This is a genomic window from Bacillus sp. NPDC077411 (genome assembly GCF_044543425.1).
Lineage (GTDB): Bacteria > Bacillota > Bacilli > Bacillales > Bacillaceae_G > Bacillus_A > Bacillus_A bruguierae.
Map to the genome: position 1 here is coordinate 48457 of NZ_JBITWA010000011.1, position 18929 is coordinate 67385.

An 18929-nucleotide genomic window follows, 5' to 3' on the forward strand; every position below is an offset into this window, starting at 1 on the left:
TCGCTTTTTACTCATCGAAATCTGTCATACGTTTTTGAAACACTTCCTTTATATAACGACCATCATGTTGTGGTCTTGCTTGAACCCCGCGCTGATCTATTTTAGATAATGGCATTCGTACGAAAGAGTCTTTCGCCGACTGTTTGCGAAATGGATAGACAAACCCATACGGCTTTCGAAGAGATGATAATCGAAAAAGCCGTGTTAATAGAAAGATAAATCCTAAAGAAATTCCTAATAATCCCCATAACTCAGCAAGTATGAGAAAGGGAAAGCGAAGTAAACGAACGGCATTGCCCATTTGATAAATCGGTGTAATAAACGATGCAAGCGCAGATAAGGCGACAATGATTAACAAAATGTTACTTGTTAATCCTGCTTGGACAGACGCTTGTCCAATTACGATACCGCCTACAATGCCGAGCGTTTGTCCGACTTTCACTGGTAAACGTGCTCCTGCTTCCCGAAGAAGATCAATAGCTAACTCTAGGAAAAAAGCCTCTATTATAGGCGGAAATGGTACTTGTGCCCGCGATAAAATTAATGTCTCCAGCAAATCACTAGGAATTAATTCATAGTGATAACTAAGCACAGCTACATATAGGGGCGTTGCACAAATGGAAAACGTAACTGCGATAAAGCGTAATAAACGGGAAAAAGTTGCATAAAACCATGACACGCTGTAATCCTCTGGAGAGATGAAGAAATCCAGTAGAGATACAGGTGATAACAAAACATTTGGTGAGCCATCAACAAATATAGCGATTTTTCCATCAATGAGCCCGTTGCTGACACGATCAGCCCGTTCTGTATTAATAAATGTTGGGAAAATAGATGTATTGCCCATTAGCTGGGGAATATAATAGCTATCATTAATTTGTTCATATTGCATTGTGTTTAAGGCATTTTCTAGATATGTAACGTTTTCTTTTTCTACTATATTATTCAAATACATGATAACGACTTTCGTTTTGGATAATTCTCCAATTAAGAGTTCTTTTGTTTTTAACTCCAGAACTGGCAACCGTTTTCGAACAAGGTTAATGTTTGTATCGATATCCTCTACAAATCCTTCTTGCGGTCCGATAACTGTTGATTCGTTTAATGGTATAGTTGGTAATCTGTATTTCTCAATTGCGATATTCGCAAGTAAACATTCCGTATCATGCTCGTGTAGTTGAATGATAGCATGCCCTTTTAAAACCATTTCTTCAATTTTTTTTACGTCACTTGTAATAATGAGTCCGCTGATTGGAACCATTGCTTTTATTTCTTCTAGTGTTGGCGCAGTATGGTGCAATAAAGCAGGCATTAAATAATTTTGTAATCGCATACCATCCATTGACGTCCGAAAATAGGAGATCCAATAAGGCTTAGCTGGGTCTTCAGAAGTATGATAGTGAACAAAATCGCTTGATTCTTGTAATTTTTGGATCAGTTCTTGTAGTGAATAAGCAGTTTCGTGCTCTGGCTTACTAAAATCGAAAATGCTGTTTTGACTTTGCTTTGATTGTTGATTAGTTGCAGCTTGTTGTTGGTTTGTCTGTTGTTTATTCGATTGAGCTTGCTGTTGATTTGTCTGTTGTTTGTTTGATTGGGCTTGCTGTTGGTTTGTCTGTTGTTTATTCGATTGAGCTTGCTGTTGATTTGCCTGTTGTTTGTTCGATTGAGCCTGCTGTTGATTTGTCTGTTGTTTATTCGATTGAGCTTGCTGTTGATTTGTCTGTTGTTTGTTTGATTGGGCTTGCTGTTGATTTGTCTGTTGTTTATTCGATTGAGCTTGCTGTTGATTTGCCTGTTGTTTGTCCGATTGTACTTGTTGTTTCGTTTGCGCTAATTGACTACTTTTTGTTTGTTCATTTTGTTTCTTTTTCGTACTCGTATTGCTCTTTTCTGCTTGCGCATTATTGTGCTTTTTTTTGCGAAACCATTTGAAAAACATGTGTATTCCCTCTTTATCCAAATAAGATAACTTTAGTCTGTGGGAATTTTTATATATTATGCATATATTTGTGTGTGAAAAAGTGAAACGGCCTTATTGACCGTGAATAGCGAGATAAAAAATTTTGTATACATAGTGAGGCTACGAATGATTCGTTTTCGATGGAATAATAATCAAACGAATAAAGGAAATATGGCTTCATTTTTTGAATAGTCTTCAGTAGTACACTTCATTTGTACACGTAGAAACGAGGTGTTACATAAGGAGGTGAAAAGATGTTATATATACAAAAGCAAGTATTTCGATTAGAGAAATTTACATTTGAAAACGGTACATCAATTCCAATCCAAATTGGCTATGAAACATACGGTATGCTAAACCGTGAGAAGTCAAATGCTATTTTAGTTTGTCATTACTTTAGTGCAACGAGTCATGCGGCAGGAAAGTATACAGAGCAAGACCAGGTTCCAGGTTGGTGGGATGAGTTAATTGGACCAGAAAAAGCAATTGATACAAATAAATATTTTGTTATTTGTACAGATAATCTTTGTAATGTACAAGTGAAAAATTCTGATGTTGTGACAACAGGACCAAAAACGATAAATCCGGAAACAGGCGCAGAGTATGGAATGGAATTTCCAGTCTTCACGTTTCTTGATATGGCTCGCATTCAGTATGAATTAATAAAGGATATGGGAATTACGAGGCTGCATACGGTTATTGGTCCATCTGCTGGAGGTATGATTGCTCAGCAATGGGCCGTTCATTATCCGCATATGATGGAACGAATGGTTGGCGTGATTACAAATCCGCAAAATCCAGTTGTAACGTCTATTAATGTTTTGCAACATGCAATCGATGCAATTCAATTAGACCCAGCTTGGAAAGAGGGAAATTATGGGGAGCAGCAGCCTGTAAAAGGACTGCACTTAGCAGCGAAAATGATGTTTATAAATGCATATGATGCTCACTATTATGAAACGACATTTCCGCGGGACAGTACAGAATCTGCGCCGTATCAAGATTTTTGTACATTAACTTCATTTGAAGAAGCAATTAACGAGGCTACATTACAGAATATCTCCTTTGTTGATGCAAATTCATGGATGTACACCGCAAAAGCAACTTTATTACACGATATTGTTCACGGGTTTTCTGCATTAGAAGAAGCGCTTCAGCAAGTAGAAGCGAGCGTCCTTATGATTCCTTGTAAGCAAGATTTACTGCAGCCTCCCCGTTATAATTATGAGATGGTTGAATTGTTGAGAAAGAATGGGAAATTTGCAGAAGTATATGAAATTGAAAGTATATACGGACATATGGCAGGTGTGTTTGAGACGCATTTATTTGCAGGGAAAGTGCATCAATTTCTTAATCAGCGGATCTCAAGTATTATGTAGCTTTTACACATAACTTGTTTTCTCAGTGGTGCATGCTAAAATTGAGGAGAAAGAAGGAGGAGAGTTTATGACTGAAGTGAAAACAATTATGCCAGAAGAAGTACAAGAGCGTTTAGAAAAAGGAGAAACGCTCTTTTTAGTAGATGTGCGTGAAGATGAAGAAGTAGAATATGGGAAAATTCCAGAAGCAGTGCATATTAAAATGGGTGATATTCCTCATAAATTAGACTTCTTTGATAAAGAAAATGAATATATTTTTATTTGCCGATCTGGTATGCGCAGCGAAAATGTTTGTCATTATTTAAATGAACTAGGTTATAAGACATTGAACATGGTTGGCGGTATGATGCAGTATGAAGGAGAAATAAAGTGAAACTTTAATCAGTGGGGGGGTTCATCCCCACTGATTATTAGCCCTCCCAATCGGGCTTTTACGGGCAGTTTTCTTCCCTGTGCATCCCCACTATACTGCCCGTTAATGCGGGATAAAATAAAATCTTTCATCTACTACTTGTTAAAATGTAATAATTCTTTTGAAAACTTGAAACGCGTCCGTTTCAAGTTTTTTTCTTTTGCATACAGTGTAGAAAGCACGAGATATTGTTAAGGAAGGTGGTTCAAGAGTGAATTCACTTATTCGAAAAATCAAAGTCATAAACAATAGAGGAGCAATCAATATGGGGAATTGCTACAATCTTTCTCCATTTTTTGCGACGAAGGCATTTAGCGGCGCTGGTGGATCAAGCTCTGCGACATTCTTAAATGGGAAGTTAATGCCGCCGAGCGTACCAACAGGTACTGAATTTATTCCACCGCTAGAGACAAGTTTAACGGCAGGAGCATAATATATACAAGTTAAAAAAACGACATAAAAACCCCTTTCCTTTTAGGGGGGACGAGGGCATCTGGCCTTGCATAGAGACGGTCAGGGCCTTTTCCTGCCACATGCGAGGTTTAAAACAAAGGGAGAAAGCAAGTAGTGGTCATGTTTTGTTCTGCATAGCAGCGACTTATATGTTGAAAAAATAAAATGGACTTATGCGGAAAGGTTGTATAAAAATGGGGGCTTGTATTAAGGAATTTGTTATTGTCAATAATTCTGGGAATATTTTCACAGGAGATAATTTGCGAGATACTTCGTTTGTTGCTTCGAAAACATTTACAGGATCAACAGGACCAACATGTATGGATGTTGTCGTCGTTATCGGGAATGCAAATCAAGTTTGTTTACGTCCTGGAGATACAGTGACAACTACGATTACACGAGGCGCTGCACTAGGAAGTAGCCCAAGCAGTGGCCAAAGTAATAGTTCAAGTAGTAGCAGCGGGAGCGGTTTACAAGCAGTTCCTCAAGCAACTCCTAGTACAGAGAATACAGATTTTGGAGTAGGTTTTTCATAGAAGTGCGGGCTGATTACTTCTATGAAAAAGCATCTATCAGTGGGAGAGGGAAAACTCCCCACTGATAGATGCTTTATTTAATCCATTCAACAACCATATCCATTGTTTGACGGGTTTTTTCATGTTGTGGTTCTTCTAATCGATAACCGAAAGCCACTAAACAAGAGACACCGAATGTATCTCCGGACATAATTCCTTCTTCGCGTAAAAGCGATTCTACCTTTTCTTGATGAAAGCCTTCAATAGGACAAGAATCGATACCGATTTGAGCAGCTGCAGTCATCATATTACCTAGAGCAATGTACGTTTGTTTAGAAGCCCAATCAAACATAGCGCGATCACTTTCTAATAAATTGAAATCGGATTCTTGGAACGTTTTATAAAAATCACCTTTCACATTCACCACGTCTTGTGGAAGTCTTTGGATATTTATCATGAAGTTAGAAATATAAGAAGAGTTATACATCATATCTTCTTTCTTTCGAGCTAATATCACAACAAAATGGCTGGCTGTTGGTAATTGTTTTTGTGCTCCCCATGCTATCGGCAGGAGCTTTTTGCGAAGATCTTGATTTTGAATCACGACAAATTTCCAAGGTTCAAAGCCAAATGAACTGGGAGAAAGACGACCTGTTTCTAGAATAAAATGAAAATCTTCATCAGAGATTTTTTTATTTACATCAAATACTTTGCACGCATGTCTAAACTGATATGCTTTTAAAATTTCTTCTTTTGTATTTTTCATTTCAATAACCACCTTTTGATAATTTACTTTCTCTTAGTAAGTTGATTACAAAATAGATTTTACTATAGTATCATTATAGATGTAAGTACGCACATTTTTGACATATAGTATCAAAATGTATACTAATGGAGAGTGATGAGATGGAGAAAGAGAATATACATCGTTGCTCAGTAGAAGTAACATTAGATGTAATCGGCGGAAAATGGAAAGGTGTTATTCTATTTCATTTAATAAATGGAGAAATTCGCTTTAATCAATTTTTACGATTGATGCCTGGTATCACACAGCGAATGTTAACGAGACAATTACGAGAGCTAGAGGCTGATGGTGTGATTCACCGTGAAGTATATAAGGAAGTACCTCCGAAGGTTGAATACTCGTTAACGGAATTCGGAAAGTCGTTAATTCCGATTATCATAATGATGCGTGATTGGGGAAAGCAGTATCGAACACAAATAGAGCAGGAATAAAAAAGTGTGCAATCAAGGTGCTGCACACTTTTTTATTTTTATTAAAATTTTATCGGTTTTCTTTTCCGATAAATGATATAACTGCGTCGTAAGTATTTCACTGGTACGCTAAAGACATGAACAAGTCTTGTAAATGGCCATGTTGCAAACAATCCCATAGCTGCAATGATGTGAATTTTAAACCAAATTGGCACCTCCGCCATATATTCCGCTTTAGGCTGGAAAATAAAGAGGCTGCGGAACCATGGGCCAATCGTTGTTCGATAATCAAAACCGTTTGAATCGATGTTTAAAAATGTAGAAGAAAGTCCTGCGAGCATTACAATAAGCAACAAGATGAGAGCGATATAGTCTCCGGTTGTACTCGTTGCAATAATCCGTTTTACGGTAAAGCGGCGATACGTTAAAATGAATAATCCGATTACAGAAGCAATACCTGCCGGAAGGCCGAAGCTAATTGCCATTATATGATACATATGTTCAGAAATGCCGAGAGAACTGTAGACAGATTCGGGGATTAAAATTCCCATAACATGCCCGCCAATTACGAACATAATACCAAAATGAAATAGTAAACTGCCGATTCGGAGCATTTTCTTCTCTAATAGTTCACTAGATTTTGATGTCCAACCAAATTGATCGTAGTTGTATCTAAAAATATGTCCACCAATGAAAATGACTAAAATGATATAGGGAAAGAGTACCCATAAAAATTGATCCATCATCTTTGTCGTACTCCTTTCTAGTTTATTTCATACTGCCATGCACGAATAGCAGTAAGGATGCATCGGACAATTGGTTCATGCATACTGTTTGTGTCTTTTAATTGTTGATGCAATGCTTCGATATTGTTTTCATATTTTTTCATAATCGGCTCACTATCTTCTTCACCAGCATTTGCGAGAAATTCTAACATAAGCGGTAAATAATCAGGCAGTTCTTTATCTGTTACAGCGAAGCCAGCTTTTTGATAGTGTTGTTTTAGTTCTAGCAGTTCAATTCCTCGTTCTCGTTGTTCACCAGTGTTCATATAAGTGAGATACATATTTGTTTTTTTGCCAAAATCAAATGTATATACAAATGATTGAATTAATTCATCACTTGTTTTTTGCTTTGCTTGTTCAATAAACGTTGTAAGAATAGTGCGAATTTCCTCATGTTCGATAGTTTGAATATCATTTTGTAAATGAGGAAGTGCTTCTCTCCATCCTTGTTCAGGATAGGAGAGAAGAAAGGAAGAACAAGAAAACGCTGTTTGTAAACTTTGATTCATAATTGTTACCTCCTTTATTTTAAGAGATTGTCATGCAAGAGCCCGGACCGCCGGCAAAGGAAAGACCGCAGCTTCCTTGCTCGTTATAAAGATCTGCCACTTGTTCGCGGTGGGAAGTTGGAATGACGAAACGATCTTTATATTTCGCAATCGCAAGAAGACGGTACATATCTTCAATGTCTTCTTTTGTTAAGTTCAGTTCTTTTAATATATCTTCATTGGGTTCTTTATTTATTTGTAATGCTCTCATATGAGTACGCATGACAGCCATTTTTTTCAATGTAAGACGAATATGAGATTCATCGCCTGCAGTTAATAAATTTGCTAAATATTGAATTGGAATACGCATATTATCAATAGCAGGAAAAATTTCTTCTGCTTGCCAGTTGCTTCCTTTTCCTTCGACCATGTTCATAATTGGACTTAATGGCGGAATATACCAAACCATTGGCAATGTACGATATTCTGGATGAAGAGGAAGAGCAATTTTCCAATCGATAATCATTTTATAAATTGGTGATTGCTGAGCAGCCTTGATCCATTCTTCTGGAATCCCTTGTTTCTTTGCTTCAGCAGCTACTTCTGGATCATTTGGATCTAGGAATACGTTAAGCTGAGACTCGTATAAGTCTTGTTCATCTGGTACAGATGCAGCTTCTTTTACTTTGTCAGCGTCATATAACATAACTCCGATATAACGAATACGTCCAACGCATGTTTCTGAACAAATTGTTGGCATACCTGCTTCAATACGCGGGAAGCACATCGTACATTTTTCAGCTTTATTCGTTTGCCAGTTGAAATACACTTTTTTATACGGGCAAGAAGAAACGCAGAATCTCCAAGCACGGCATGCATTTTGGTCAACAAGGACAATGCCATCTTCATCGCGCTTATACATAGAACCGGATGGACAAGAAGATACGCACGGCGGATTGATGCAATGTTCGCAAATACGCGGTAAGTACATCATGAACACATTTTCAAAATCCGTTTTAATTTCTTCTTCCATTTTTTTGACGTTTGGATCTTGTAAGCCTGTTATATGCCCGCCTGCTAAATCATCTTCCCAGTTTGGGCCCCATTCAATTTTATCGATAAATTCACCTGTAATAGCTGATTTTGGGCGAGCGACCGGCTGATGTTTACGCTGCGGACTGTTTGTTAATGTTTCATAATCATAGTTCCAAGGCTCAAAGTAATCATCAATTGTTGGTTGATCTGGGTTATGGAAAATGTTCATGAGCCGTTTCATTTTTGAACCGGATTTCAACTGAAGATCTCCGTTTTTCAGCTCCCAGCCGCCCTTATATTTTTCTTGATCTTCCCATTGTTTTGGATAGCCAATGCCCGGTTTTGTTTCCACGTTGTTAAAGTACATGTATTCAGCACCTGGACGATTCGTCCAGGTGTTTTTGCATGTTACGCTACAAGTGTGACAGCCGATGCATTTATCAAGGTTCATTACCATTCCGACTTGCGCTTTAATCTTCAAGCCAATCTACCTCCTTCAGTTTGCGGATGACGACATTTAAGTCGCGTTGGTTTCCAGTTGGGCCATAGTAGTTAAAGCCGTAACTTAATTGACCGTATCCGCCAATCATATGAGTTGGTTTTACGTGAATGCGTGTCGGGCTATTATGTGTTCCTCCGCGGTTACTTGTTAAATTCGTACCAGGCACGTTAATATGGCGATCTTGTGCATGATGCATAAACGCCATTCCACGCGGCATACGGTGTGTGACGACAGCGCGTGCAACAACAACGCCGTTTCGGTTAAAGCATTCAATCCAGTCATTATCAGCAACGCCGGCTTCGGCAGCGTCATCTTTATTCATCCATACTGTTGGTCCGCCGCGGAACAGTGTTAACATCGGCAGTGCATCAAAATACATACTATGAATAGACCACTTATTATGCGGTGTTAAATAGTTTAGCGTAATTTCTTTTCCTTCTACTTCAGGGCGAGATTTACGGAACGGTTTATGCTGTAAAATTGGTTTGAACGTTGCCATTGTTTCGCCAAATTCTTTCATCATGTCGTGATCTAAGTAGAAAGATTGACGCCCTGTTATTGTTCGCCACGGAATGAGACGCTCCACATTTGTTGTAAATGGTGAATAGCGGCGTCCTCCTTTTTCAGAACCACTAAAAGCAGGTGATGTAATAACCGTTTTTGGCTGCGCTGTAATTTGTTCAAATGTGAAGCATTCTTCTTCACGCTCTTCTGCCAAATCACGCAGTTGTAAATCTGTTTGTTTTTCAAGCGCTTCCCATGCTTTTACTGCCATGTGACCGTTTGTTGTCGAAGAAAGGGTTAACACAGCTTCAGCGGCATTGATTGCTTCTGTTATGTCAGGGCATCCTTTCGCGATAGAATCAGTGCGGATTACACCTAATTTGCTCTTTAATTGTTCGTATTCTTTTTCAGCAGACCAAGAGATGCCTTTTGTACCAATTGGTTGTTTTCCAACGTTTGGCCCGAGTGCGGTCATTTTGTCATGCAGCGTTTTATAGTCTCGTTCTACAACATGAATTTGCGGCATTGTTTTGCCTGGGATTGGCTCACATTCCCCTTTGCTCCAATCTTTAATTTGTCCAAGCGGCTGTGCTAATTCCTGCGGTGTATCGTGAAGAAGTGGCGTTGCAACAACTTCTTTCATTGGCTCTAGGTCTAATTTTTGTGCCAAATCAGAGACTGCTTTTGAAAGGGAGCAGAAAATATCCCAGTCAGAACGAGCTTCCCATGGTGAACCAATTGCCGGGTTAAATGGATGCACGAATGGATGCATATCTGTACTGCTTAAATCATGCTTTTCATACCACGTTGAAGCAGGAAGAACGATATCAGAGTATAGTGCTGTTCCAGCCATACGGAAATCTAAGTTGATTAATAGATCAAGTTTTCCTTCTGGTGCCTCTTCATGCCATGTAATTTCTTCTGGTCGTAATGAATCATGATCATCGTTCATTAGTCCGTTTGTTGTACCTAGTAAGTGTTTTAAGAAATATTCGTGTCCTTTACCGGAGCTTGAAATTAAATTCGCGCGCCAGACGAATAAGTTGCGCGGGAAATTATTTTGGCTATCAGGGTCTTCAATCGCAAATTTGAGCTCTTTGTTTTTTAGCTTTTCTGCAACATATTTCCCGATTTCTTCCCCTGTTGTTGCACCACTAGCGACCGCTTCTTTATATAATTCAATTCCGTTTTTCTCGAATGTTGGATAAGAAGGTAACCAGCCGAGTCTTGCTGCTAATACGTTATAATCACCGTGATGCTGATAACGTGAGTTGCCGACAACTGGTGATGCTAAATGTCCAACTGGTGTATCTTCATAGCGCCACTGATCTGTAACGAAATAGAAGAAGGATGTACCGTTTTGTAGTTTCGGCGGGCCTTGCCAATCCTTTGCGGTTGCGATGGTTTGCCAACCTTCTGCCGGACGTAATTTTTCTTGGCCAACATAATGAGCCCAGCCGCCGCCGTTTACACCTTGTGCCCCAACAAGCAGAACTAGGTTTAAGACAGCGCGGTAAATCGTATCCGAGTTAAACCAATGGTTAATACCAGCGCCGACAATAATCATCGAGCGTCCATTTGTATCAACGGCATTTTGAGCAAATTCACGAGCAATTTGAATAATAAGTTCTCGTTTTACACCTGTCATCTTTTCTTGCCATGCTGGCGTAAACGGAACATCTTCATCAAAGCTCTTCGGTTCTTGCCCCCCAAGACCGCGGTCCACGCCGTAGTTTGCTAATGTTAAATCATAGACAGTTGTTACGAAAAGATCGCCGTTTGGTGTTGGAATCTTTTTCACTGGAATGGTACGTTCTAATACCTCATTTCCGTCATCAGAAAAGTATGGAATTTGTACAGTTCCAATTGCATCCTCCATACCAAGTAAAGAAAGACGCGGATCAATTTTTTCGCCTGTTTGTTCATCTTCTAAACGTAAATTCCATTTTTTCTCGTTATCCCAGCGTGATCCCATTGTGCCGTGCGGCGTAGCGAAATCATGACCGTTATCGTTCCAAAGAACAGGTTTCCATTCGCCAAGCTTTGTTTCCCGGCCGATATCAGCAGCATTTAAGAAACGATCTGCAACAAATTGACCTTCTTGTTGTTTTAACGTGACAAGGAATGGGAAATCGGTGTATTGTTTTGCATAATTGATGAAGTAGTCTACTTGTTTGTCCACGTAGAATTCTTGTAAAATGACGTGCCCCATTGCCATTGCAAGTGCACCGTCTGTTCCTTGTTTTACACTGATCCAGTCATCAGCGAATTTTGTTGATTCGGCAAAATCAGGGCTAACAGAAACAACTTTCGTTCCTTTATAGCGCACTTCCGCTAAGAAGTGGGCATCTGGCGTCCGTGTTAGCGGTACATTGGATCCCCATGTCATAATGTAGCCAGCGTTGTACCAATCACTACTTTCTGGCACATCGGTTTGATCACCCCAAATTTGCGGCGAAGCTGGCGGTAAGTCAGCGTACCAATCGTAGAAGCTCAGCATCGGTCCGCCCATAAGCTGCATAAAGCGACTGCCAGCTGCGTGACTTAACATTGACATCGCAGGAATTGGTGAGAAACCAACATTTCGATCAGGGCCATACTTGATTACTGTATATAGTAAGGAAGCAGCAACGAGCTGTAATACTTCATCCCAATTTGCACGAATGAAGCCGCCTTTTCCGCGAGCCCCTTTATATGTGCGTGCTTTTTCTGGATTTTCAACAATGCTTTTCCAAGCATCTAACGGTGATTCATGTTTTTGCAGTTCTTCTTGCCACATATTCCAAAGGACGCCGCGCACATATGGATATTTCACACGAAGCGGACTATAAATGTACCAAGAAAAGCTTGCTCCGCGCGGACATCCGCGGGGCTCAAAATCTGGCATATCAGGACCAGTAGACGGATAATTTAGCTCTTGTCCTTCCCAAGTGACAATTCCATCTTTTACGTAAATGTTCCAGCTGCAAGAACCGGTGCAGTTTACGCCGTGTGTGGAGCGAATTACTTTATCATGTTGCCACCGTTTTCTATAGGCATTTTCCCATTCCCGGTCTTCATACGTTTCTTGCGTATGATTATCGTTATAACGATCTATTGGAGAAAAATATTTTAAACGTTGCATGAATGGTGATAGTTTCTTTTTCATAGTGCTCACTCCTTTATTGCGTCTCTCTTGCTTAATTTCACTATAAGAGGGCATGCAAAATAGAGATGTGATATCTATCACAGTTCAACAGATTGTCAAAATTCATGAGAGTGTAAGGGGAAAATAGAGAAAGTGTGACATTTTGCACATCGCAAAATATGTTTTGTGTGTAGAGTAGGGGGGAGAAAGAAAAAAAGCAGCATCCTCAATAATATATCCATTCTAATGTTCCGACACATAAGCTGCTGCTATGCAAAATAAAACATGATCGCTACTTGCTAGCTCCCTTTGTTTGAAACCTCGCATGTGGCAGGAAAAGGCCCTGACCGCTTCTATGCACGGCCAGATGCTCTCGTCCCTCCCAAAAAAGAAAAGGGTTTTTATGTCGGTTTTTTAACTTGTATATATAGAATGCTACTCAATACTACAAATAGAAGTAGGGCAATCTTCACAAGCGATTGCACATTTTAAAAAGTGTAAATTATGAATGGTAATTTTGCCTTTATGAATAGAAATAACGTCTTGTTTTTTTAAATCATTTAACATGCGATTGACACTTTCACGGGAGGTTGCACAGAAGTTTGCAAGCTCTTGATTCGTTAATGGAAGATCGATAAGAATACCATCTTCTTTTAAAATGCCATAACTATTCGTCATGCGAATAAGAGTTGAGTAGAGTGCTCCCTTTTTGCCGTGCAATACTAAATCACGAAACTTCGTTTGCATTCTTCGTAAATGTTCACTAACCCACTTCATAAATTCGAAGGCAAGAGCTGATTTTTCCAGCAATGCTTTTTCTAATGCATCCCGCTTAATGACGCCGATTTCTGCATGTTCAAGCACTTTTGAATTTAATAGATATTTGGCATTTTCTGTAAATAATGTAAGTTCCCCAATAATATCATTCTCCGAACAAATGCGCAGTGTCAATTCTTGACCGTCGGCGCTAATTTTACTAATTTGCACTTTTCCAGAGTGAATAATATATAGTTCTTTTGCCTCCATACCTTCTTGGAAAATATAATTAGACTTGTTCACTTGCATTTTATATTCGACAGATGCGAGTAATTCTTTTAAATCATTTGATAATGCAGTACTGTTTGCCACAGCAATCACCTCTCTTCTCAGAATAGTCTATTTCTTATTTTGAATATAAATATAGTGAAAATGCAAGAGATTTTTTTCCTTGACTAATTGTGAACAGTTTTTGAACAGATTTGTGAAGAATTTTTGAATGAAGAAATTGATGTGAGAAATATCACAACATAGAGTGTTGTTCTTTTTTTATGATGAAGACAAATGAAAGACAGCCAAAAAAAGATAAAGTGCAAGAGCAAAAACACCCTATTTTAAAATATATTATAATAGAATAAAAGTATATATACAGCAAGAAGGAGGGGTGAAGATGACTGAGAAGATTGTAGATGTATGGCAGCGGCCACTTCAAGATTTACGCATTTCTGTTATTGATCGTTGTAATTTTCGGTGCACGTATTGTATGCCGGCTGAAGTGTTTGGGCCAGATTATGCATTTTTAAAAGAAGAGTTTTTATTGACGTTTGATGAGATTGAGCGATTGGCTAAACTTTTTGTTCGCATGGGCGTAAGGAAAATTCGTTTAACTGGCGGCGAACCGTTACTTCGTAAAGATTTACCACAGCTTATTAAACGTCTTGCTAAAATAGAAGGTTTAACAGATATTGGACTAACGACAAATGGGATTCATTTAACGAAGCAAGCAAAGGCATTGAAAGAGGCAGGTTTACAGCGAATAAACGTTAGCTTAGATGCATTAGATGATGATGTATTTCGAAGTATTAATGGTCGCAATGTAGGTACAAAACCTGTATTACGAGGAATTGAAGAAGCAAGATTCGCCGGCTTAGACGTAAAAATTAATATGGTCGTGAAAAAAGGAATGAACGATAAACAAATTTTGAAGATGGCCGCTTATTGTAAAGAGCAGTGCATCCCTCTTCGCTTTATCGAATTTATGGATGTTGGAAGTACGAACGGTTGGAACTTTGAACAAGTTATTACAAAGAAAGAGTTAATCGATATGATTGGCCGTGTGTATCCAATTGAGCCAGTAGATCCACATTATTTCGGTGAAGTGGCAAAGCGATATCGATATGTTGGAACTGAGGCCGAAGTTGGTTTTATTACTTCTGTTTCTGAATCGTTTTGTTCTTCTTGTACGAGAGCGCGCATTTCAGCAGAAGGTCAGTTGTATACATGTTTATTTGCAACGACAGGAACAGATTTACGAACGCTGATTCGTAATGGGATAGATGATGATGAATTGTTTCAAGTTGTGCAAGATGCGTGGAAGAAGCGGGAAGATCGTTATTCAGATGAACGAACGGAAGAAAGTGCAAATAACCGCCCAAAAATTGAAATGTCATATATTGGCGGATAGGGAGAAGGGGTTAAGATGCAAGAGCGGTACTCACGACAAATACTATTTTCTGAGATTGGGGAAGCTGGTCAGCGAAATTTACGTGAAAAACATGTATTAATCATCGGCGCTGGTGCACTTGGTGCAGCAAATGCTGAGGCGCTTGTTCGGGCAGGAATTGGCAAGTTGACGATTGCAGATCGTGATTATGTCGAATGGAGCAATTTGCAAAGGCAACAATTATATACAGAAGAAGATGCGAAGCGTTATGTGCCAAAAGCAGTTGCAGCCGCGCAGCACTTAAGGCGGATTAATTCTGACGTAGACATTGAGCCGGTTGTAACAGATGTAACGGTGCAAGAAATAGAGCGGCTTGTTCAAAACATAGATGTTATGATTGATGCAACGGATAATTTCGATACGCGCCTTCTTATTAATGATATTTCACAAAAGTATAACGTTCCGTGGATATACGGTGGCTGCGTTGGGAGTTACGGTGTAACGTATACGATTATTCCAGGGAAAACACCATGTTTTCGCTGTTTAATGGAGCATCCAACGAGCGGAGCAACGTGTGATACAGCGGGAATTATTCAACCAGCCGTACAAATGGTTGTTGCTTATCAAGTTGCCGAAGCTTTAAAAATATTAGTTGGAGATTTTGCAGCACTAAGGGAAACGATGGTATCATTTGATCTTTGGAACAATCAGTATATGGCATTTAAAGTAAATAGGCAGAAAAAAGAAAACTGTCTATCATGCGGCAAGCTGCGTACATATCCAAGCTTAACATTTGAAGCACAAATGAAAACAGAAGTACTATGCGGCCGTAATACGGTTCAGATACGTCCAGGCATAAATCAGCCGCTTAACTTAGAAGAATTGGAAAAGCGCTTACAAAGAAGCGTGCTAGTAGAGAGGACACCGTACTTATTATCATTTCATGCTGATGAATATCGCTTCGTTTTATTCCAAGACGGGCGGGCATTCGTTCATGGTACAAATGATATACAAGTGGCAAAGCGATTATATGCGCGTTATATAGGGTGAATCCAAAGGGGGTGCCCCCTTGGATTAAGACTGATTTCTTATATAATCACCGTTTTTGCCGCCTGTTTTTTCAAACAAGTATGTTTCACCAATAATCATACCTTTATCGACAGCTTTGCACATGTCATATACGGTAAGAGCAGTAGCAGAAGCGGCAGTTAAGGCTTCCATTTCAACGCCGGTACTGCCTTCTGTTTTCACTTTTACTTCAATAAGCAAACGATATTGTTCATCTGCAATATGCCAGTCAAAGGAAATATCAACACCTTTAAGAAGCAGCGGATGACACATCGGAATAATATCAGAAGTACGTTTTGCTGCCATAATACCAGCGATTTGTGCAACGGCTAAAACATCGCCTTTTCCGATTTCATTATGAGTAATTTTATCATAAATCTCTTTCGTCAAGGTGATACTTGAACAAGCAATGGCTGTTCGTACAGTAATCTTCTTATCGCTAATATCGACCATTTTGGCGCGGCCTTGTTCGTTAAAATGAGTAAATGAAGACATGAAATTCCTCCTTGAAGTAATTGCTATTATGATTAGCATTGTACAATAAAAATTGTAATGAAGATGTGATATTTTGCAAATACGGGGTGAAAATGATGCTAGAAAAACGAATACCAATTGCAGTTAGTGATGCAGTGGCACATGTGATGGAATATGCAAAATATGGAGAAACAGAGCAGGTACCGCTTACAGAAAGTTATGGGAGAATTCTTGGCGAAGACGTAGTAGCGGATCATGATGTTCCTCATTTCGATCGCTCTCCATACGACGGTTTTGCGATTCGTGCAGAAGATACAAAAAAAGCAAGTCAGGAGCATCCAGCCCAATTTGAAGTGGTTGGAGAAATTGGTGCTGGTTCTATTTTTACAGAAGAAGTGAAGGCATTTCAAGCGGTCCGCATTATGACCGGTGCAGCGATTCCAACTGGTTGTGATGCAGTTGTCATGCTTGAGCTGACAGAAGGATTTCAAAAAGACGAGAAGACATATATGAAGTTGAAGCGTCCGTTTCAGTCAGGCGATAATATTTCACGTAAGGGTGAAGATGTAAGGAAGCACCATGTGCTTGTTGAAAAAGGAACGATGATTAATCCAGGAGTGGCAGCGCTTCTTGCAACGTTTGGCTATAGTGAGGTAGCCGCCATAAAACGTCCGGTTATTGGAGTTGTGACGACAGGAAGTGAATTGTTAGAAGTTCATGAGCCGCTTGAACCGGGGAAAATTCGCAACAGTAACTCATATATGATTGCTGCGCAAATTATGCAAGCAGGCGGAACGGTTCGGTATTATGGCCAATTCGCGGATGACTTCGATACGTGCTATGAGATGGTAAAAAAGACAATGGAAGAAGTCGATATTCTTATTACAACAGGCGGTGTGTCAGTTGGGGATTATGATTACTTACCAGCTATTTATGAGAAGCTTGGAGCGAACGTACTGTTCAATAAAGTGGCGATGCGCCCCGGAAGTGTAACGACAGTAGCAGAAGTAAATGGAAAATTATTGTTTGGATTATCGGGTAATCCGTCTGCTTGTTATGTTGGCTTTGAATTGTTCGTACGTCCGGTTGTTCGAACATTTCTACGTATGAAAGAGCCGCATATGTACCGTGGTGATGCCATTTTAATGAAGGGATTCCCGAAAGCAAATCCATTTACACGCTTTGTTAGAGGGAAAGTAGACATTGTAAATGGAAGGCTGCAAGCAGTGCCAGTTGGACTTGATAAATCAAGTGCTGTTTCTTCACTAGCCGATGCAAATGCTTTTATCGTCTTGCCAGGTGGCACGCGCGGTTTTGAAGAAGGTATGACTGTTACTGTCTTTTTATTAGACAGAGAGCAAGGAAGTGAGTGGCCGTGGAAAGAGCCGTTCCAGTCTTACAAATCATAGGGTATCAAAATAGTGGAAAGACAACATTGACAGAGAAGCTGATTAAAGCGCTAACGACTGAAGGTATGAAAGTAGGGGCGATTAAGCATCATGGCCACGGAGGATATCCAGAATTGCCCTTGCAAAAAGATAGCGAACGTCATCGCCAAGCTGGAGCGATTGTCAGCGCAGTGGAAGGGGACGGATTATTGTCTTTATCCGCTCAGCGCGACTGGTCTTTAGAAAAAATTATTCATTTGTATACATGTTTTGAAGCGGAAGTCATAATCGTTGAAGGATATAAAAAAGAACGATACCCGAAAGTTGTTTTACTTCGGTCAGAGGAAGATGCTTCTTTATTAGAAAGTGTAGAAAATGTGATCGCCGTTATTACATGGAATGAGGCTCTAAAAACAGGGAAAGAGAACTATCAAGTTTTTTATATAACGGAAGATGAGAAGTATATAAATTGGTTCGTACAAAGAATGAGGGATGCAAAATGACAAAAACGTATTTTGAAGTAGTGGATACGCCGATTTCCATTGAAGAAGTAGCGCAGAAAGTCATTCGCCGTGAATGCGGCGCTGTGACGACATTCATTGGTACAGTGCGCGAATTTACGAAAGGGCGCCGTACGCTTTACCTAGAGTATGCTGCATACCGTTCGATGGCTGAAAAAATGCTTGCCAAAATTGGTGAAGAAACGAAAGAAAAATGGCCAGGAACATATGTGGCCATTTCACATCGCATCGGCACATTGCAAATTTCTGATATTGCGGTTGTTGTTGCCGTATCGACGCCGCACCGAAAAGCGGCGTATGAAGCGAATGAATATATTATGGAACGCATTAAACAAATTGTTCCCATTTGGAAGAAAGAGTTTTGGGAAGACGGTGAGAAATGGATTGGTGATCAATTAGAGCAAACACCGTATCCAAACGGAGAACCAGGAAAGGAGAAAGTGGAATGATTACAGTATTATTATTTTCCCATCTACAAGAAGAAGCTGGAACACAGCAATTACAAATTGATGTACAAAACCTTACGGTAGCAGAGCTGAAGGAGCTTGTAATGAAGGACTACAATGTCTTCCTTTCTCAGCACATAATGGTAGCAATTAATGAAGAATATGCGAATGAAGATGATATGATCCAAGATGGTGATGTTGTCGCATTGATTCCACCCGTAAGCGGCGGGTGATT

The 18929-nt window shown here is 39.6% G+C and carries 19 protein-coding genes; 11 read left to right on the forward strand and 8 right to left on the reverse strand.

Going from position 1 to position 18929, the window contains the following annotated elements:
• Positions 1-7: 7 nt before the first annotated feature.
• A complete protein-coding gene (locus ACIGHG_RS15025) occupies positions 8-1942 on the reverse strand; it encodes a spore germination protein (RefSeq protein WP_396549185.1) in 1935 nt (644 codons plus the stop codon).
• 275 nt (positions 1943-2217) lie between these two features.
• On the opposite strand from ACIGHG_RS15025, the gene ACIGHG_RS15030 reads away from it, so the two are divergent.
• The 4 genes from ACIGHG_RS15030 (at position 2218) to ACIGHG_RS15045 (ending at position 4743) form a co-directional block, all read left to right on the forward strand.
• The gene (locus ACIGHG_RS15030; RefSeq protein WP_396549186.1) at positions 2218-3342 is read left to right on the forward strand and encodes an alpha/beta fold hydrolase; all 1125 of its coding nucleotides are present in this window, start codon (positions 2218-2220) and stop codon (positions 3340-3342) included.
• Positions 3343-3409: 67 nt separating this feature from the next.
• Positions 3410-3715, forward strand: a complete 306-nt coding sequence (locus ACIGHG_RS15035) for a rhodanese-like domain-containing protein (protein WP_336470860.1) — start codon at positions 3410-3412, stop codon at positions 3713-3715.
• A 250-nt stretch (positions 3716-3965) separates the two neighbouring features.
• Positions 3966-4187 (forward strand): spore germination protein, encoded by a 222-nt coding sequence (locus ACIGHG_RS15040; RefSeq protein WP_336470861.1) that lies wholly within the window; start codon positions 3966-3968, stop codon positions 4185-4187.
• A gap of 214 nt (positions 4188-4401) precedes the next feature.
• A complete protein-coding gene (locus ACIGHG_RS15045; RefSeq protein WP_396549187.1) occupies positions 4402-4743 on the forward strand; it encodes a hypothetical protein in 342 nt (113 codons plus the stop codon).
• Positions 4744-4816: 73 nt separating this feature from the next.
• Here the strand turns inward: ACIGHG_RS15045 and ACIGHG_RS15050 are convergent, their stop codons facing one another.
• Positions 4817-5488: an NAD(P)H-dependent oxidoreductase gene (locus ACIGHG_RS15050; protein ID WP_396549188.1), complete on the reverse strand. Its 672-nt coding sequence runs from the start codon at positions 5486-5488 to the stop codon at positions 4817-4819.
• 140 nt (positions 5489-5628) lie between these two features.
• Here ACIGHG_RS15050 and ACIGHG_RS15055 point away from each other — a divergent pair, with 140 nt between their 5' ends.
• On the forward strand, positions 5629-5958 hold the full coding sequence (locus ACIGHG_RS15055) for a winged helix-turn-helix transcriptional regulator (RefSeq protein ID WP_336470863.1): 330 nt from the start codon (positions 5629-5631) through the stop codon (positions 5956-5958).
• A 41-nt stretch (positions 5959-5999) separates the two neighbouring features.
• Here the strand turns inward: ACIGHG_RS15055 and narI are convergent, their stop codons facing one another.
• The 5 genes from narI to ACIGHG_RS15080 form a co-directional block, all read right to left on the reverse strand.
• A complete protein-coding gene (narI, locus tag ACIGHG_RS15060; protein ID WP_396549190.1) occupies positions 6000-6683 on the reverse strand; it encodes a respiratory nitrate reductase subunit gamma in 684 nt (227 codons plus the stop codon).
• A 17-nt stretch (positions 6684-6700) separates the two neighbouring features.
• The gene (narJ, locus tag ACIGHG_RS15065) at positions 6701-7231 is read right to left on the reverse strand and encodes a nitrate reductase molybdenum cofactor assembly chaperone (protein WP_396549191.1); all 531 of its coding nucleotides are present in this window, start codon (positions 7229-7231) and stop codon (positions 6701-6703) included.
• Between the two features lie 19 nt (positions 7232-7250).
• Positions 7251-8726 carry a nitrate reductase subunit beta gene (gene narH, locus ACIGHG_RS15070; protein WP_396549193.1) on the reverse strand — a complete coding sequence of 492 codons (1476 nt, stop codon included), beginning with the start codon at positions 8724-8726 and terminating at the stop codon, positions 7251-7253.
• A complete protein-coding gene (locus ACIGHG_RS15075) occupies positions 8716-12399 on the reverse strand; it encodes a nitrate reductase subunit alpha (RefSeq protein WP_396549195.1) in 3684 nt (1227 codons plus the stop codon). Before ACIGHG_RS15075 ends, narH begins: the two co-directional genes overlap by 11 nt.
• A 414-nt stretch (positions 12400-12813) precedes the next feature.
• Positions 12814-13506 (reverse strand): Crp/Fnr family transcriptional regulator, encoded by a 693-nt coding sequence (locus tag ACIGHG_RS15080; RefSeq protein WP_396549196.1) that lies wholly within the window; start codon positions 13504-13506, stop codon positions 12814-12816.
• Between the two features lie 298 nt (positions 13507-13804).
• Between ACIGHG_RS15080 and moaA the strand changes: the two genes are divergently transcribed.
• Positions 13805-14818 (forward strand): GTP 3',8-cyclase MoaA, encoded by a 1014-nt coding sequence (gene moaA / locus ACIGHG_RS15085; RefSeq protein WP_336470869.1) that lies wholly within the window; start codon positions 13805-13807, stop codon positions 14816-14818.
• Positions 14819-14833: 15 nt separating this feature from the next.
• Entirely contained in the window at positions 14834-15847 is a 1014-nt protein-coding gene (locus tag ACIGHG_RS15090; protein ID WP_396549198.1) for a molybdopterin-synthase adenylyltransferase MoeB, read from the forward strand.
• 24 nt (positions 15848-15871) lie between these two features.
• On the opposite strand, the gene moaC is transcribed toward ACIGHG_RS15090, so the two are convergent.
• Entirely contained in the window at positions 15872-16360 is a 489-nt protein-coding gene (gene moaC, locus ACIGHG_RS15095; RefSeq protein ID WP_396549200.1) for a cyclic pyranopterin monophosphate synthase MoaC, read from the reverse strand.
• Between the two features lie 95 nt (positions 16361-16455).
• Here moaC and ACIGHG_RS15100 point away from each other — a divergent pair, with 95 nt between their 5' ends.
• From ACIGHG_RS15100 to moaD, 4 genes are read left to right on the forward strand one after another with little or no spacing between them, the layout of a single operon-like run.
• Positions 16456-17748, forward strand: a complete 1293-nt coding sequence (locus tag ACIGHG_RS15100; RefSeq protein WP_336471394.1) for a molybdopterin molybdotransferase MoeA — start codon at positions 16456-16458, stop codon at positions 17746-17748.
• A complete protein-coding gene (gene mobB / locus ACIGHG_RS15105; RefSeq protein WP_336470872.1) occupies positions 17709-18230 on the forward strand; it encodes a molybdopterin-guanine dinucleotide biosynthesis protein B in 522 nt (173 codons plus the stop codon). Before ACIGHG_RS15100 ends, mobB begins: the two co-directional genes overlap by 40 nt.
• Complete coding sequence (locus ACIGHG_RS15110) at positions 18227-18697, forward strand: molybdenum cofactor biosynthesis protein MoaE (protein ID WP_090918739.1); 471 nt, start codon at positions 18227-18229, stop codon at positions 18695-18697. The genes mobB and ACIGHG_RS15110 overlap by 4 nt, the downstream gene beginning before the upstream one ends.
• Positions 18694-18927 (forward strand): molybdopterin converting factor subunit 1, encoded by a 234-nt coding sequence (moaD, locus tag ACIGHG_RS15115; protein ID WP_396549202.1) that lies wholly within the window; start codon positions 18694-18696, stop codon positions 18925-18927. Before ACIGHG_RS15110 ends, moaD begins: the two co-directional genes overlap by 4 nt.
• Positions 18928-18929 lie beyond the last annotated feature (2 nt).

What these genes read in the sequence shown, in the direction of transcription:
- ACIGHG_RS15035 (WP_336470860.1), top strand. Translation starts at nt 3,410, where the DNA reads ATGACTGAAGTGAAAACAATTATGCCAGAAGAAGTACAAGAGCGTTTA.
- moaD (WP_396549202.1), top strand. Translation starts at nt 18,694, where the DNA reads ATGATTACAGTATTATTATTTTCCCATCTACAAGAAGAAGCTGGAACA.
- ACIGHG_RS15050 (WP_396549188.1), bottom strand. Translation starts at nt 5,488, where the DNA reads ATGAAAAATACAAAAGAAGAAATTTTAAAAGCATATCAGTTTAGACAT.
- ACIGHG_RS15030 (WP_396549186.1), top strand. Translation starts at nt 2,218, where the DNA reads ATGTTATATATACAAAAGCAAGTATTTCGATTAGAGAAATTTACATTT.
- moaA (WP_336470869.1), top strand. Translation starts at nt 13,805, where the DNA reads ATGACTGAGAAGATTGTAGATGTATGGCAGCGGCCACTTCAAGATTTA.
- ACIGHG_RS15045 (WP_396549187.1), top strand. Translation starts at nt 4,402, where the DNA reads ATGGGGGCTTGTATTAAGGAATTTGTTATTGTCAATAATTCTGGGAAT.
- ACIGHG_RS15090 (WP_396549198.1), top strand. Translation starts at nt 14,834, where the DNA reads ATGCAAGAGCGGTACTCACGACAAATACTATTTTCTGAGATTGGGGAA.
- ACIGHG_RS15055 (WP_336470863.1), top strand. Translation starts at nt 5,629, where the DNA reads ATGGAGAAAGAGAATATACATCGTTGCTCAGTAGAAGTAACATTAGAT.
- ACIGHG_RS15110 (WP_090918739.1), top strand. Translation starts at nt 18,227, where the DNA reads ATGACAAAAACGTATTTTGAAGTAGTGGATACGCCGATTTCCATTGAA.
- ACIGHG_RS15100 (WP_336471394.1), top strand. Translation starts at nt 16,456, where the DNA reads ATGCTAGAAAAACGAATACCAATTGCAGTTAGTGATGCAGTGGCACAT.
- ACIGHG_RS15075 (WP_396549195.1), bottom strand. Translation starts at nt 12,399, where the DNA reads ATGAAAAAGAAACTATCACCATTCATGCAACGTTTAAAATATTTTTCT.
- narJ (WP_396549191.1), bottom strand. Translation starts at nt 7,231, where the DNA reads ATGAATCAAAGTTTACAAACAGCGTTTTCTTGTTCTTCCTTTCTTCTC.
- narI (WP_396549190.1), bottom strand. Translation starts at nt 6,683, where the DNA reads ATGATGGATCAATTTTTATGGGTACTCTTTCCCTATATCATTTTAGTC.
- ACIGHG_RS15025 (WP_396549185.1), bottom strand. Translation starts at nt 1,942, where the DNA reads ATGTTTTTCAAATGGTTTCGCAAAAAAAAGCACAATAATGCGCAAGCA.
- moaC (WP_396549200.1), bottom strand. Translation starts at nt 16,360, where the DNA reads ATGTCTTCATTTACTCATTTTAACGAACAAGGCCGCGCCAAAATGGTC.